The organism is Magnetospirillum sp. LM-5, assembly GCF_902729445.1.
GTDB lineage: Bacteria > Pseudomonadota > Alphaproteobacteria > Rhodospirillales > Magnetospirillaceae > Magnetospirillum.
The window spans coordinates 64,559-77,305 of sequence record NZ_CACVCE010000072.1; the positions used below are offsets into that span (position 1 = coordinate 64,559).

A 12,747-nucleotide genomic window follows, 5' to 3' on the forward strand; every position below is an offset into this window, starting at 1 on the left:
TCATGTGGCGGAGAATTTAAAGGACCCCAGGTGATCAGCCGCTGAATTCGGCGGTGCAGTTGGGCGTTTCCCACACCTTGACCGAAACCAGCCGGGCCTGGCCGTCGGAACGGCGCCCGACCGGCTCGGCCAGCCGGGTGAACCAGTGGCGCGCCAGGCATTCGGCGGTCGGCTGGAACGGCACCACGGTCAGCTTGGTCCCTAAGCGGGTGTCGGTGGTGGTCGCCTCGCCGTGGGCGCGCAGCTGGGTTTCCAGGCTGTTCAGCCAGCCATCGACATCGCGCCCCATCGGGCAGAACATCGCCAGCAACTCGCGGTCGGCCAGGGCGGCGATGAAGCCGTGATCGCAAGGGCCGTCGATGGCCGCCAGCATCTCGTCCTTCAGGAAGCCGAAATCCAGCACCATGTCGGTCTGCTCGCCGCCATGATGCAGGTCGGCCGCCTCGCATACCGCCTCGATGGCATAGCGATGACCGTGCAGGTGTCGGCACTTCGAGCCATGGGTCATGATGCGGTGGCCGGCGTCGATCTCGATGCGGCGGGTGATGCGGTAGGGCGCATTCATGGTCAGGGAATTCCCAGCAACTTATGGGTCTGCAGGCTGAGCCGCCAGCCCGGATGCGTCAAGCAATAGGATACGCATTCCTGCACCGAGCCGGCGGCGCCGTCCCTGGGCTGCAGGAAGAAATGGCGAAACGGCAGGCGCAGCAGGGCTTGCGGGTCGATTCCGTCTTGCGGCCACACCAGCTTGATCTCTTCCCCCGCCATCACAGTCAATTCGGTGCCGGCCTTGGGGCTGACGCAGACCCAGTCCAGGCCCGCCGGCAAGGCGACGGTGCCGTTGGTCTCGATGGCCACCTCGAAGCCCAGATCGTGCAAGGCGCGGACCAGGGCATCGTCCAGTTGCAGGCCGGGCTCGCCGCCGGTGACCACCGCCAGCGGGAAACCGCCGCCCGGCCACAAATCCGCCGCCGCCCGCGCCAAGGCGACGGCATCGCCATAACGCTGGCCGCCGACGAAATCGGTGTCGCAGAACCGGCAGGCGGCGCCTGCGCGGTCTTCCTCGCGCCCCGACCACAGATTACAGCCGGCCAGACGGATGAACACGGCGGCGCGGCCCGCCTGGCCGCCCTCGCCCTGCAGGGTGTAGAACAGTTCCTTGACCGTATAGGCCAAATCAGTGCTGGCCGGCGAAGGCGCAGCCGCCGCAGCCGCCACCCATCGGGTTGGACGGGCAGGCTGCCATCGGCGCAGCCGCCGCCACCGTCTTGGCGACGTTGGGGGCCATGATCGCCTTGCCGACATGGGTATCGCCGCATTCCGGGCAGACCAGCGCGCCACCCTGCTTCTTGGCATCGTAATCGCCGGAATTGTCGAACCATTGTTCGAAATGGTGGTCCTTCGAGCAGCGCAGCGTATAGAGGATCATCGGTTCGTCCCGTCGGTTGGGCCAAGTCTTGCCGCGTTATATGGGAGAGCGCGGGCGGAAGTCAAAAGAACCCGCCGCCACCCCTTACCCAAACGACAGCCGGCAGGTGCCCCAATTCATCAACAGCAGCCCGTCATTCACCCGCTTGGCGGTGGTGAACAGGGCCAGATGCAGGATCATCGGCGGAAAGCTGGCCAGGGCGCGGCCGCTGATGCTTTTGACCGTGGCGGCCTGCCCGCCGGGAACCGGCTCGAAGCCACCGCCGGCCCGGGGCGCGGCGATGGCGGTGTCGTGGGCGGGAATTTCGGCCGCCAGCCGGCGCAGCAGGGCGGGTGTTTCGTGGCCGATCGGACGGGCGAAGGCGGCCAGCCCGGCCTCGCCCCGGTACAGGCGGGGCGTGCGGCCCATCGGCACGTCATCGGGCGCATGGGCCATGAAATCGCCGGCACTGCCCCACAGCTGGGCCCGCTCCAGTCGCGTCAGCCCCAGATTGACATCGTCGGTCAGGAACAGGGCGATGGCGGGCTGGCTGTCGGGGCCGTGATAGGTGACGGTGAACGGCGCGCGGGCCAGGCGGATCATGCCGGCGGTCTCGGCGATGTCTCGCCCGTCCTGGGTGAAGCGCAGCGCGTCGCAGCGGGTCGGATAGGTGATCTGGGCCGACGGGCGATCGGGCGGCGGCGGCGGCGCTTCGGCACACCCCGCCAACAAGGGCGTGATCACAAGGAACGCGGCGAAAAGGCGCATGCGAGGCATCCTGAAAAGGTCTGGGCCGCGAAGGTTACCCTCCGCGGCCCAACCCTAGCCTTGACGATGGTCTGGTTATTCCTCGCCGCGCATCACGCCCAGGAAGCGCAGCATGAACAGGAAGAGGTTGATGAAGTCCATGTAAAGGGTCAGCGCGCCCATCACCGACTTCTTGGCGGCGGTCTCGCCGTCATCGCCTTCCCAGTACATCTCCTTGATCTTCTGGGTGTCGAAGGCGGTCAGGCCGGCGAAGATCAGCACACCCGCGGCAGAGATGACGAACTGCATCATCGAGCTTTGCAGGAAGATGTTGACCAGCGACGCGATGATCAGACCGATCAGGCCCATGACCAGGAAGGTGCCGAAGCCCGACAGGTCCTTCTTGGTGGTGTAGCCCCACAAGCTGAGGCCGGCGAAGGCGGCGGCCGAGACGAAGAAGGTCCGGGCGATCGAGGTGTCGGTATAGACCACGAAGATCGAGGCCAGCGAGGCGCCCATCAGACCGGCATACAGCCAGAACAGCACCTTGGCGGTCGAGGACTGCATGGCGTGGACCCTAAACGACAAGAACAGCACCAGGCCGACCGGGGCCAGCAGCACCACCCACTTCAAGGGGGTGCCGAAGATCAGCTGCAGGGCGGCAGGGCTGGAAGCGACCAGCAGGGCGACGATGCCGGTCAGGGCAACGCCCGAGGCCATGTAATTGTAAACCCCCAGCATGTACTTGCGCAGGCCGACATCGATCTCGGCGGCCTCGGCTTGCGCGGGGGTCATATATTTGCGATCGGAACCGAAGGCCATAGCAATCCTCTAGGGTTCGGGTTGAATACGGGTGAACCCAATATGGCGCGTTATACGGGCAAATCAAGCAAAGCAAGCCGGCTCTTGCCAAAGGGCGGGAATCCTTGCGACCCTGGACGGGCAATGACCACTCCTTCGGGCCGGGTGCTGGCCGTCCTGGGCCCCACCAACACCGGCAAGACCCATTTCGCCCTGGACCGCATGCTGGGTCACGCCAGCGGCATGATCGGCTTTCCGCTGCGCCTGCTGGCGCGCGAGAATTACGACCGCATCGTCAAGGCCAAGGGCGCGGCATCCGTGGCCTTGATCACCGGCGAGGAAAAGATCGTCCCGCCCCGGCCGCGATGGTTCGTCTGCACCGTCGAATCGATGCCGCTGGACCGCCCCGTCGCCTTCCTGGCCATCGACGAGATCCAACTGTGCGCCGACCCCGATCGCGGCCACATCTTCACCGACCGGCTTTTGCATGCGCGCGGCTCCGAGGAAACATTGTTCCTGGGGGCCGAGACCATCAAGCCGCTGATCCGCAAGCTGGTGCCCGGCATCGAGTTCCAGACAAGGCCGCGCCTCTCCAGCCTGACCCATGCCGGCCATACCAAGCTGAACCGGTTGCCGCCCCGGTCGGCGGTGGTGGCCTTCTCGGCCGCCGAGGTCTATGCCACCGCCGAATATGTCCGCCGCCAGAAAGGCGGGGCCGCCGTGGTGCTGGGCGCGCTATCCCCCCGCACCCGCAACGCCCAGGTCGGCATGTACCAGGCCGGCGAGGTCGATTTCATCATCGCCACCGACGCCATCGGCATGGAGCTGAACATGGATGTCGACCATGTCGCCTTCGCCCAGTTGCGCAAGTTCGACGGCCGGGTGCCGCGCGACCTGGAACCGGCCGAGATCGCCCAGATCGCCGGCCGCGCCGGGCGGCACATGAATGACGGCACCTTCGGCACCACCGCCGACATCGCCGCCCTGCCCGACGAACTGGCCCAGGCGGTCGAGGCCCACCGTTTTCCGGCGCTTCGCGCCTTGTCGTGGCGCAATTCCGATTTGCGCTTCGCCTCGGTGGCGGCGCTGCTGGCCTCGCTGGACAAGGCCCCGCCCGGCCCCGGCCTGATCCGCGCGCGTGAGGCCGATGACCATCTGGCCCTGGCGCAACTGGCCCATGATGCCGAGCTGATGGCCAAGGTCAACCACCCCGAGCGGGTCAAGCTGCTGTGGGACGTCTGCCAGGTCCCCGACTTCCGCAAGGTGATGACCGAGAATCACAGCCGGCTGCTGGCCCAGTTGTTCCGCCACCTGATCGGGCCGGGCCGCAAGATTCCCACCGACTGGCTGGCGGGCCAGGTGGCGCGGCTGGACCGCACCGACGGCGAGCTGGACACCATCGTCGCCCGCATTGCCGCCATCCGCACCTGGACCTATGTCGCCCACCGCCCCGGCTGGGTGAAAGACCCGACCCACTGGCAAGAGCAGACCCGGGCCATCGAGGACCGCTTGTCCGACGCCTTGCACCATTGCCTGACCCAGCGCTTCGTCGATCGCCGGACCTCGGTGCTGGTCCGCGCCATGCAGGCCGAGGGCGATCTGCTTTCGGCGGTGGCCCGCTCGGGCGAGGTGCTGGTGGAAGGCCAGCATGTCGGCGTTCTCGCCGGCTTTCGCTTCGTGCCCGACCAGACCGAGGGCACGCTAGCGGCCAAGGCGGTGCTGGCCTCGGCGGCGCGCGCGCTGAAATCCGAGATCCGCAACCGGCTCGAGGAGCTGTGCCGCGATCCCGACGAGGCCTTCCAGATGGCCGAGGACGCAAGCTTGCTGTGGCGGGGCCAACCCGTGGCGCGGTTGACCGCCGGCCCGGAAATGTTAAGACCGCAGGTCGAGCCGCTGGCCTCGGACCTGCTCGAGCCGGCCATGCGCGAGCGGATGAAGAAGCGCCTGTCAGCCTGGTTGACGGCCAGCCTGGCCCTGGCCTTCAAGCCGCTGCTGACCGCCCAGGCGGCGCCCTTGTCGGGACATGCGCGCGGCCTGGTCCACCATCTGGCGGAAGGTTTGGGCAGTGCCGCCCTGACCGGCGCCCGCGACATGATCCGGGCGCTGACCCAGCCCGACCGCCAGGCCCTGGCCCGGCTGGGTATCCGGCTGGGCCATGATTGGGCCTTCATGCCGGCCCTGCTGAAAGGCCCGGTGCAGGGTTTGCGGGCCAGGCTGTGGGCGGCCGCGTCCGGCTTGCCCCTTCCCGCCCTTCCCGGCGGCCGGGTGTCGGTGCCGCTGTCGGCCCCGCCCGACTTCTACGGCGCCATCGGTTATGCGGTGCTGGGGCCGGTGGCCATCCGGGTCGATCTGCTGGAACGCTTCACCGCCCAGTTGCGCGCCAAGGGCGACGAGCCGATCCGCCTGACCGGCGAGCTGACCGCGCCGCTAGGGCTGAAAGCTGACGAGGCGGCGGCGGTGCTGCAGGCCTTGGGCTATCGCCAGGAAGCCGATTTGTGGGTGGCAGGCGCGCGGCCGAAGCCGCCGCGCCGAGACCGCCACCGCCCCGACTCGCCGTTCGCGGTGCTGAAGAACCGGGCTTAACCCGGCGGCATCCGGACGGCGCCGTCCAGGCGGATGGTGGTGCCGTTCAGCATGGCGTTATCGACGATGGCCAGCACCATCTTGGCATATTCGGCCGGATCGCCCAGGCGGTGCGGGAACAAGGTCGAGGCGACCAGTCCCTCGATGATCTCGGTCGGCATGCCCAGCACCATCGGCGTGCCGAAATAGCCCGGCGCCACCGCCACCACCCGGATGCCGGCGGAGGCGAACTCGCGCGCCGCCGGCAAAGACAGCGAGGCGACGCCCCCCTTCGACGCGGCATAGGCGCATTGGCCGATCTGGCCGTCGAAGGCGGCGATCGAGGCGGTGTTGACCACCACGCCGCGCTCGCCGTTTTCCAGCGGGTCCAGCGTCAGCATGTCGGCAGCCGCCAGGCGCATGACGTTGAAGGTGCCGATCAGGTTGATCTGGACCACCTTCGCGAAATTCTCCAGCGCCAGCGGCCCCTTGCGGCCGACCACCTTGCCGGGCGTCGCCACACCGGCGCAATTGACGCAGATGCGAGCCACGCCATGGGCGGCGCGGGCCTGGGCGATGGCCGCCTCGACCGAGGCCGGGTCGGTGACGTCGCACGAAATGGCGATGCCGCCGATCCCTTCCGCGGTGGCCTTGGCGGTGTCCATGTTGACGTCCAGCACCGCGACCTTGGCGCCCTTGGCCGCCAGGGCTTGCGCGGTGGCGGCGCCCAGGCCGGAACCGGCGCCGGTGACGATGGCGGCCAGACTTGTCGGATTCATCTGCTTCTCCCGGTCAATCGAAGGTCAGGTCGCCGCAAGCGGCGGGATTGTCGAACCACGCGGCCAGGTCCGCCGGCGGCGGTCCCCAGGCCGGCTTGTTGTCGCGATCGACCAGCAGGGCGCGGATGCCCTCGGCGAAGTCGGGGGCCAGGGCCACATGCAGGGCCAGGCGGAATTCCATATTCATGCAGCCGTCGAAATCCAGGGCAGCGCCGCGCTTGATCTGCTCGAACGCCACCGCCAGGGCGGTCGGCGATTTCGACCGGATCAAGGCCAGGGTCTCGGCCGCCCACGGATCACGATGGGCGTCCAGGCGGGCCAGGATGGCCTCCAGGCTGTCGGCGGCGAAGCAGGAATCGATGATGTCTTGCTTGTCGGCCAGGGGCGCCGGGCCGGGGTCCTGGTGGAAGGCAGCCAGCACCGCCGCCACCTCGCCGCCTTCGGCCAGCGCCGCGCGCAATTCCTCCAGCCGGGCCGAGGGGACGTAATGGGTGGCGATGCCGGCCCAAAAGGTGTCGGCCGCCTTCAGGCGCGCCCCGGTCAGGCCCAGATACATGCCGATGGCACCGGGCAGGCGGGGCAGGAAGTACGAGCCGCCGACATCGGGGAAGAAGCCGATGCCGGTTTCCGGCATGGCGAACAAGGTCCGTTCGGTCGCCACCCGGGCCGCGCCATGCACCGACACCCCGACGCCGCCGCCCATGACGATGCCGTCGATCAGGGCGACATACGGCTTGGGGCAGGTCTTGATGCGGCGGTTCAGGCGGTATTCGTCGCGATAGAAAGCCTCGACGAAGGGATGATCCTCGGCCTTGCAGGCATCGTGCAGGGCGCGGATGTCGCCGCCGGCACAGAACGCCTTGTCGCCGGCCCCTTCGATGATGATGGCCCCGACCATGGAATCGGCGGCCCATTCGGCCAATTGGGGATGGATGGCATGGACCTGATCAAGCGTCAGGGCGTTCAGCGCCTTGGGCCGGTCCAGCACGATGCGGCCCAGGCGACCCAGGCGTTCGAAGTGGATTTCGCTGGTCACGAGGCTTTCTCCAGCTGGGCGGCCCAGGATTCCTTGTAGGACTCGCGAAGCACGTTCTTTTGCACCTTGCCCATGGCGTTGCGCGGCAGGTCGGGCACGAACAGAACCTGCTTGGGCACCTTGTAATTGGCCAGCCGCCCCTTCAGGTCCTTGATCACCGCCTCGGGCGTCAGGGCGCAATCCTTGGCGCCGACGATGATGGCCAGGCCCGCCTCGCCGAAATCGGGGTGCGGCATGCCGACCACCGCCGATTCCACCACGCCGGCCATGCGGTCGATGGCGTCCTCGACTTCCTTCGGATAGACGTTGTAGCCGCCCGAGATGATCAGATCCTTGGCGCGCCCGACGATCGAGACATAACCGTCTTCATCGATGAAGCCGACATCGCCGGTCTTGAAGAAGCCGTCGGGGGTGAATTCCGCCTTGGTCTTCTCGGGCATGTTCCAATAGCCCTGGAAGACGTTGGGGCCCTTGACCTCGATGATGCCGACCTCGCCCTGGGGCAGCACGCCGCCGCCTTCATCGGCGACGCGGATCTCCATGTCGGGCAGGGCCGGGCCGACGGTGCCGGGCTTACGCTCGCCCACCAGCGGGTTCGAGGTGAACATGCCGCCCTCGGTCATGCCATAGCGTTCCAGGATGGTGTGGCCCGCCTTTTCCTTGAAGGCATTGAAGGTCTCGACCAGCAGCGGCGCCGAGCCCGAGATGAACAGCCGCATGGTCCGGCACAGATCGGGCGTCAGGCGCGGGCTGGCCACCAGGCGGGTATAGAAGGTCGGCACCCCCATGAACAATGTGGCCTTCGGCAAAAGGTCCAGCACCTGATCGGACTCGAACTTGGGGCAGAAGATCATCTTGGTGCCGTTCAGCAGCACGCAATTGGTGGCGACGAACAATCCGTGGGTATGAAAGATCGGCAGCGCGTGCAGCAGCACGTCGCCCGGCTGGAAACCCCAGATCTTATGCAAGGTGGTGGCGTTGGCCCCCAGATTGGTGTGGCTCATCATCGCGCCCTTCGGCCGCCCGGTGGTGCCGGACGAATAAAGGATGGCGGCGATGTCGCAGCCGGTGCGGGCGCAGGTGGCGAAACTGGCCGGCTGGTCCGAGGCCCGCTCGGTCAGGCTGCCGCCCCCGTCGGCGCCCAGGGTCAGCACCGTGGCCTCGATGCCGGCCTCGCCCACCAGCCTTTGCAGTTCGGGCAAGCGGGCCGGCTGGCACACCACCACGCGAGGGGCGGCGTCCTTCAGGAAATAGGCCAGTTCGTCCGACTGATAGGCGGTATTGAGCGGCAACAGCACCGCGCCGGCCCGCAGGCAGGCCAGGTACAAGACGATCGCTTCCGGAGACTTGTCGACCTGGACGGCGACGCGGTCGCCCGGTTCGGTGCCGGCGGCGACCAGCGCATGGGCATAACGCGCCGACAGTGCCTCGAGCTGGCCGTAGGACCAGGTCGGTCCGCCCGGGACCTCGATGAACGGCTGGGTGCGGTCGGCGGGGAAGCGGCTGTGAAACAGCTCGTAGAGGTTGGCCCCCATCGCAGGTCATCCTTGGACGTGAAAGCAGGTCGCGTCAGCGATAACACAGCGATGTCCGGACCACCAGCGTTTTGTATCCAAGAATCGGTCTATTTGGATACAAGCTAGCGCATGATCGAGACGAATTCCGAGAAGATATCGGCCTGGATGGTGACATGCTTGCGCATGGCGGCATGGGCCCGGTCGGGGTCGGCGGCCAGGATGGCGTCGAGCACCTCGCCATGTTCGCGGAAGGATTCATCGACCCGGGCCGGGTGGTTCAGCTGATAGCGGCGATAGGGGGCCAGGCGGGCGAACAGCGAGTGGGCCATCTCGTTCAGCACCTCGTTGTGGCTGCCGGAATAGATGGCTTCGTGGAAGGAATGGTTGACGGCGTAATACTCGTCCAGGCGGCGGGCCTGGCACATCTCGCGCGAGGTGTCGTGCAGGCCCTGCAGGGCCTCGCGCTCGGACCCGGACATCCGCCGGGCGGCGTAGCGGGCGCACAAACCCTCGACTTCGCTCATCACCTCGAACATCTGGACCATGCGGTGCAGGTCAAGCGGCGCCACCACCGCACCCTGGCGCGGCTTCTTGACCACCAGGCCGGAATAGACCAGCTGCAAGATGGCCTCGCGGACCGGCGTGCGCGACAGATTGAAGCGCGCCGCCAGGCTTTCCTCGTCCAATTTGGTGCCGGGGCGCAGCTCGCCCGAGAAGATGTCGGACTCGATGGCCTGGCGGATTTCATCAGCCCGTGTCGCCGCCTGTCGCTTCTTGCTCACCTGTTTCACCCCCCCCGCCATGGCGCGCCGATTCATGACGCCATCGTGACCGGTACTATAGCCATTCTTCGGACACAAAAATACCGAATTTCGTATACAGACGCTGGACGGGTCGAATGCGATATGCTACCCCTGACTGACCAAACAACCGGGCCGCGAGAGTCTGGGGTGGGGAAATGGCTGAAACGTCCGGAAAACGGCCGATGGCGCTTCCCCAAAAAAGAAACGTATGTTCGTTTTGTGCATTGCACCATGACGAGGAACCATGCAGTTCGGTCTGACCGAGGATCAGGAAGCGTTTCGCGAGGCGGCCCGTGATTTCGCCGAAGGCGAGATGGCGCCCCATGCCGCCCATTGGGACGAGCACGAGATTTTCCCGGCCGACACCTTGCGCGCCGCCGCCGAGTTGGGTTTTGCCGGCATCTATGTCGGCGACGATGTCGGCGGCTCGGCCCTGGGCCGGCTGGACGCGGCGCTGATCTTCGAGGAACTGGCCGCCGCCTGCCCCTCGACCGCCGCCTATATCTCGATCCACAACATGGCGGCGTGGATGATCGACCGCTTCGGCTCGGACGACCAGCGCACGCGTTGGCTGCCCGATTTGACCACGATGCGCACCTTCGCCAGCTATTGCCTGACCGAGCCGGGCGCGGGGTCCGACGCGGCAAGCCTGCGCACCCGGGCCGAGAAGAATGGCGACCATTATGTGCTGAACGGGTCGAAGGCCTTCATCTCGGGTGGCGGCGTGTCCGACATCTATGTGGTGATGGCCCGCACCGGCGGCCCCGGCCCCAAGGGCATTTCCTGCCTGGTGGTGGAAAAGGGCACGCCCGGCCTGTCGTTCGGCAAGCAAGAAAAGAAGCTGGGCTGGAAGTCCCAGCCGACCGCCGCCCTGATCTTCGAAGATTGCCAGGTGCCGGCCGCCAACCTGATCGGCGCCGAAGGCGACGGCTTCAAGATCGCCATGAAGGGCCTGGATGGCGGGCGCCTGAATATCGGCGCCTGTTCCCTGGGCGGCGCCCGGCGCTGCCTGGAACTGGCCATCGATTATACCGGCCAGCGCAGCCAGTTCGGCCAGACCATCGCCAGCTTCCAGAACACCCAGTTCCAACTGGCCGACATGGCCACCGAGCTGGAGGCGGCGCGGCTGTTGCTGCACCGCGCCGCCAGCCTGCTGGATGCCGGCTCGCCCGACGCCACCCAGCAATGCGCCATGGCCAAGCGCCTGGCCACCGACACCGGTTTTTCGGTGGTGGATCGGGCGCTGCAGCTGTTCGGCGGCTACGGCTACATCAAGGAATATCCCATCGAGCGGTTCCTGCGCGATCTGCGCGTCCACCGCATCCTTGAGGGCACCAACGAAATCATGCGCGTCATCGTCGGCCGGGCCTTGACCAAGGCCTGACCAGCAAGGGGAGAAGACTTATGGCGAAGATCGGTTTCATCGGCCTGGGCAACATGGGCGCCCCGATGGCGCGCAACCTGCTGAAGGCCGGCCATGCGGTGCAGGTCTACGACATGTCGCCCACGGCCCAGCGGGCGGTCGAGGCCGATGGCGCCACCGGCTGCGCCCTGCACACAGACGTCGCCCGGGACGCAGAGGTGATCATCAGCATGCTGCCCGCCGGCGACCATGTCCGCTCGGTGATGACCGGCGAGGACGGGTTGTTCGCCAAGGCGCCGCGGGGCTGCCTGTTCATCGATTGCTCGACCATCGACGTCTCGACCGCACGGGACATGGAAAGCCAGGCCGCCGAGGCCGGCCACCTGATGGTCGATGCACCGGTGTCGGGCGGGGTGGGCGGGGCCACGGCCGGCACCCTGACCTTCATGGTCGGCGGCTCCGACCAGGCCTTTGCCCGTGCCCAGCCGATCTTGGAGGTGATGGGCAAGACGATCGTCCATGCCGGTGGGCCGGGCAATGGCCAGGCCGCCAAGATCTGCAACAACATGCTGCTGGGCATTTCGATGATCGGCACCTGCGAGGCGTTCGCCCTGGCCGAGGAATTGGGCCTGGACGCCCAGAGACTGTTCGATATCGCCTCGAAATCCTCGGGTCAGTGCTGGTCGATGACGTCCTATTGCCCGGTCCCCGGCCCGGTGCCGACCTCTCCGGCCAACCGCGACTATCAGGCCGGCTTCACCGCCCAGATGATGCTGAAGGATCTGAAGCTGGCAGTCGAGGCCGCCGCCAGGGTCGGCGCTCCGGTGCCGCTGGGATCGGCGGCGGCGCAGCTTTATTCGGTGTTCGTCGGATTGGGCTCGGCCGGGGTGGATTTTTCCGGGATCATCCGCATGCTGAAGGGCGAAAAGTAATGAACGCCGCCACCTCGCCGGTGCTGGAAGTCCGCGATGTCAGCTTGGGTTTCGGCGGCGTGCGCGCCCTGACCGAGGTCAGCTTCCACGTCAACAAGGGTGAATTGTTCTCGATCATCGGCCCCAACGGCGCCGGCAAGACCTCGATGCTGAACTGCATCTCGGGCCGCTACACGCCGACCGCCGGCCGGGTGTTCCTGGAAGGCCGCGACGTCACGGGCCTCAGCCCCAATCACCGCGCCACCCTTGGCATCGGCCGCACCTTCCAGAACCTGGCCCTGTTCGGCCACATGACCGTGCTGGAAAACATCATGGTCGGCCGCCATCACCTGTTGAAGAACAACTTCCTGACCGGGGCGATGTACTGGGGGGCGGCCCAGAAAGAGGAACTGGCCCACCGGCGCAAGGTCGAGGACATCATCGACTTCCTGGAAATCACCCATATCCGCAAGGCGCATGCCGGCACCCTGCCCTATGGCTTGCGCAAGCGGGTCGAGCTGGCGCGCGCCATGGCGGTCGAGCCCAAGATCATCCTGCTAGACGAGCCGATGGCCGGCATGAACCTCGAGGAAAAAGAGGACATGGCCCGCTACATCGTCGACCTCAACGAGGAATGGGGCATGACGGTGGTGATGATCGAACACGACATGGGCGTGGTGATGGACATCTCGAACCGGGTCATCGTGCTGGAATTCGGCCGCAAGATCGCCGACGGCCTGCCCGACGAGGTGATGAACAACGAACGCGTCAAGGTCGCCTATCTGGGCGTCGATGACGACGAAGACGCGGCCTAGGGGTT

13 protein-coding genes are annotated in these 12,747 nt (G+C 66.8%); 4 read left to right on the forward strand and 9 right to left on the reverse strand.

All coding sequences use genetic code 11. The annotated features are described in order from the left end of the window. Positions 1-34 precede the first annotated feature (34 nt). From MTBLM5_RS17445 to MTBLM5_RS17465, 5 genes are all read right to left on the reverse strand, one after another. Positions 35-565 carry a 6-carboxytetrahydropterin synthase gene (locus MTBLM5_RS17445; RefSeq protein WP_173977320.1) on the reverse strand — a complete coding sequence of 177 codons (531 nt, stop codon included), beginning with the start codon at positions 563-565 and terminating at the stop codon, positions 35-37. A gap of 2 nt (positions 566-567) precedes the next feature. Further along, positions 568-1,176, reverse strand: a complete 609-nt coding sequence (queE, locus tag MTBLM5_RS17450; RefSeq protein ID WP_173977321.1) for a 7-carboxy-7-deazaguanine synthase — start codon at positions 1,174-1,176, stop codon at positions 568-570. 1 nt (position 1,177) lies between these two features. Further along, the gene (locus MTBLM5_RS17455) at positions 1,178-1,429 is read right to left on the reverse strand and encodes a DUF1178 family protein (protein ID WP_173977322.1); all 252 of its coding nucleotides are present in this window, start codon (positions 1,427-1,429) and stop codon (positions 1,178-1,180) included. A gap of 84 nt (positions 1,430-1,513) precedes the next feature. Further along, a complete protein-coding gene (locus MTBLM5_RS17460; RefSeq protein WP_173977323.1) occupies positions 1,514-2,176 on the reverse strand; it encodes a hypothetical protein in 663 nt (220 codons plus the stop codon). 75 nt (positions 2,177-2,251) lie between these two features. Continuing rightward, on the reverse strand, positions 2,252-2,977 hold the full coding sequence (locus MTBLM5_RS17465; RefSeq protein ID WP_217425057.1) for a Bax inhibitor-1/YccA family protein: 726 nt from the start codon (positions 2,975-2,977) through the stop codon (positions 2,252-2,254). A gap of 123 nt (positions 2,978-3,100) precedes the next feature. Between MTBLM5_RS17465 and MTBLM5_RS17470 the strand changes: the two genes are divergently transcribed. After that, positions 3,101-5,539 (forward strand): helicase-related protein, encoded by a 2,439-nt coding sequence (locus MTBLM5_RS17470; RefSeq protein ID WP_173977325.1) that lies wholly within the window; start codon positions 3,101-3,103, stop codon positions 5,537-5,539. Here the strand turns inward: MTBLM5_RS17470 and MTBLM5_RS17475 are convergent. From MTBLM5_RS17475 to MTBLM5_RS17490, 4 genes are all read right to left on the reverse strand, one after another. Next, complete coding sequence (locus MTBLM5_RS17475) at positions 5,536-6,297, reverse strand: SDR family NAD(P)-dependent oxidoreductase (RefSeq protein ID WP_173977326.1); 762 nt, start codon at positions 6,295-6,297, stop codon at positions 5,536-5,538. The genes MTBLM5_RS17470 and MTBLM5_RS17475 overlap by 4 nt on opposite strands. Positions 6,298-6,310: 13 nt before the next feature. Continuing rightward, positions 6,311-7,333, reverse strand: a complete 1,023-nt coding sequence (locus tag MTBLM5_RS17480; protein WP_173977327.1) for an enoyl-CoA hydratase/isomerase family protein — start codon at positions 7,331-7,333, stop codon at positions 6,311-6,313. Continuing rightward, on the reverse strand, positions 7,330-8,868 hold the full coding sequence (locus MTBLM5_RS17485) for a malonyl-CoA synthase (RefSeq protein ID WP_173977328.1): 1,539 nt from the start codon (positions 8,866-8,868) through the stop codon (positions 7,330-7,332). Before MTBLM5_RS17485 ends, MTBLM5_RS17480 begins: the two co-directional genes overlap by 4 nt. 104 nt (positions 8,869-8,972) lie before the next feature. Further along, the gene (locus MTBLM5_RS17490; RefSeq protein WP_068500353.1) at positions 8,973-9,632 is read right to left on the reverse strand and encodes a GntR family transcriptional regulator; all 660 of its coding nucleotides are present in this window, start codon (positions 9,630-9,632) and stop codon (positions 8,973-8,975) included. 265 nt (positions 9,633-9,897) lie between these two features. Here MTBLM5_RS17490 and MTBLM5_RS17495 point away from each other — a divergent pair, with 265 nt between their 5' ends. From MTBLM5_RS17495 to MTBLM5_RS17505, 3 genes are read left to right on the forward strand one after another with little or no spacing between them, the layout of a single operon-like run. Beyond that, positions 9,898-11,037, forward strand: a complete 1,140-nt coding sequence (locus tag MTBLM5_RS17495; RefSeq protein WP_173977329.1) for an isobutyryl-CoA dehydrogenase — start codon at positions 9,898-9,900, stop codon at positions 11,035-11,037. Between the two features lie 20 nt (positions 11,038-11,057). Then, positions 11,058-11,948, forward strand: a complete 891-nt coding sequence (gene mmsB / locus MTBLM5_RS17500) for a 3-hydroxyisobutyrate dehydrogenase (protein WP_173977330.1) — start codon at positions 11,058-11,060, stop codon at positions 11,946-11,948. After that, positions 11,948-12,742, forward strand: coding sequence for an ABC transporter ATP-binding protein (locus MTBLM5_RS17505; protein ID WP_173977331.1), 795 nt, complete (start codon positions 11,948-11,950; stop codon positions 12,740-12,742). The genes mmsB and MTBLM5_RS17505 overlap by 1 nt, the downstream gene beginning before the upstream one ends. The last annotated feature ends 5 nt before the right edge of the window (positions 12,743-12,747 follow it).

Bases quoted from the DNA above. Each gene is read 5' to 3' on its own strand.
- MTBLM5_RS17445 (WP_173977320.1), bottom strand. From the start codon at position 565: ATGAATGCGCCCTACCGCATCACCCGCCGCATCGAGATCGACGCCGGC.
- MTBLM5_RS17455 (WP_173977322.1), bottom strand. From the start codon at position 1,429: ATGATCCTCTATACGCTGCGCTGCTCGAAGGACCACCATTTCGAACAA.
- MTBLM5_RS17460 (WP_173977323.1), bottom strand. From the start codon at position 2,176: ATGCGCCTTTTCGCCGCGTTCCTTGTGATCACGCCCTTGTTGGCGGGG.
- MTBLM5_RS17465 (WP_217425057.1), bottom strand. From the start codon at position 2,977: ATGGCCTTCGGTTCCGATCGCAAATATATGACCCCCGCGCAAGCCGAG.
- MTBLM5_RS17470 (WP_173977325.1), top strand. From the start codon at position 3,101: ATGACCACTCCTTCGGGCCGGGTGCTGGCCGTCCTGGGCCCCACCAAC.
- MTBLM5_RS17475 (WP_173977326.1), bottom strand. From the start codon at position 6,297: ATGAATCCGACAAGTCTGGCCGCCATCGTCACCGGCGCCGGTTCCGGC.
- MTBLM5_RS17485 (WP_173977328.1), bottom strand. From the start codon at position 8,868: ATGGGGGCCAACCTCTACGAGCTGTTTCACAGCCGCTTCCCCGCCGAC.
- MTBLM5_RS17495 (WP_173977329.1), top strand. From the start codon at position 9,898: ATGCAGTTCGGTCTGACCGAGGATCAGGAAGCGTTTCGCGAGGCGGCC.
- mmsB (WP_173977330.1), top strand. From the start codon at position 11,058: ATGGCGAAGATCGGTTTCATCGGCCTGGGCAACATGGGCGCCCCGATG.
- MTBLM5_RS17505 (WP_173977331.1), top strand. From the start codon at position 11,948: ATGAACGCCGCCACCTCGCCGGTGCTGGAAGTCCGCGATGTCAGCTTG.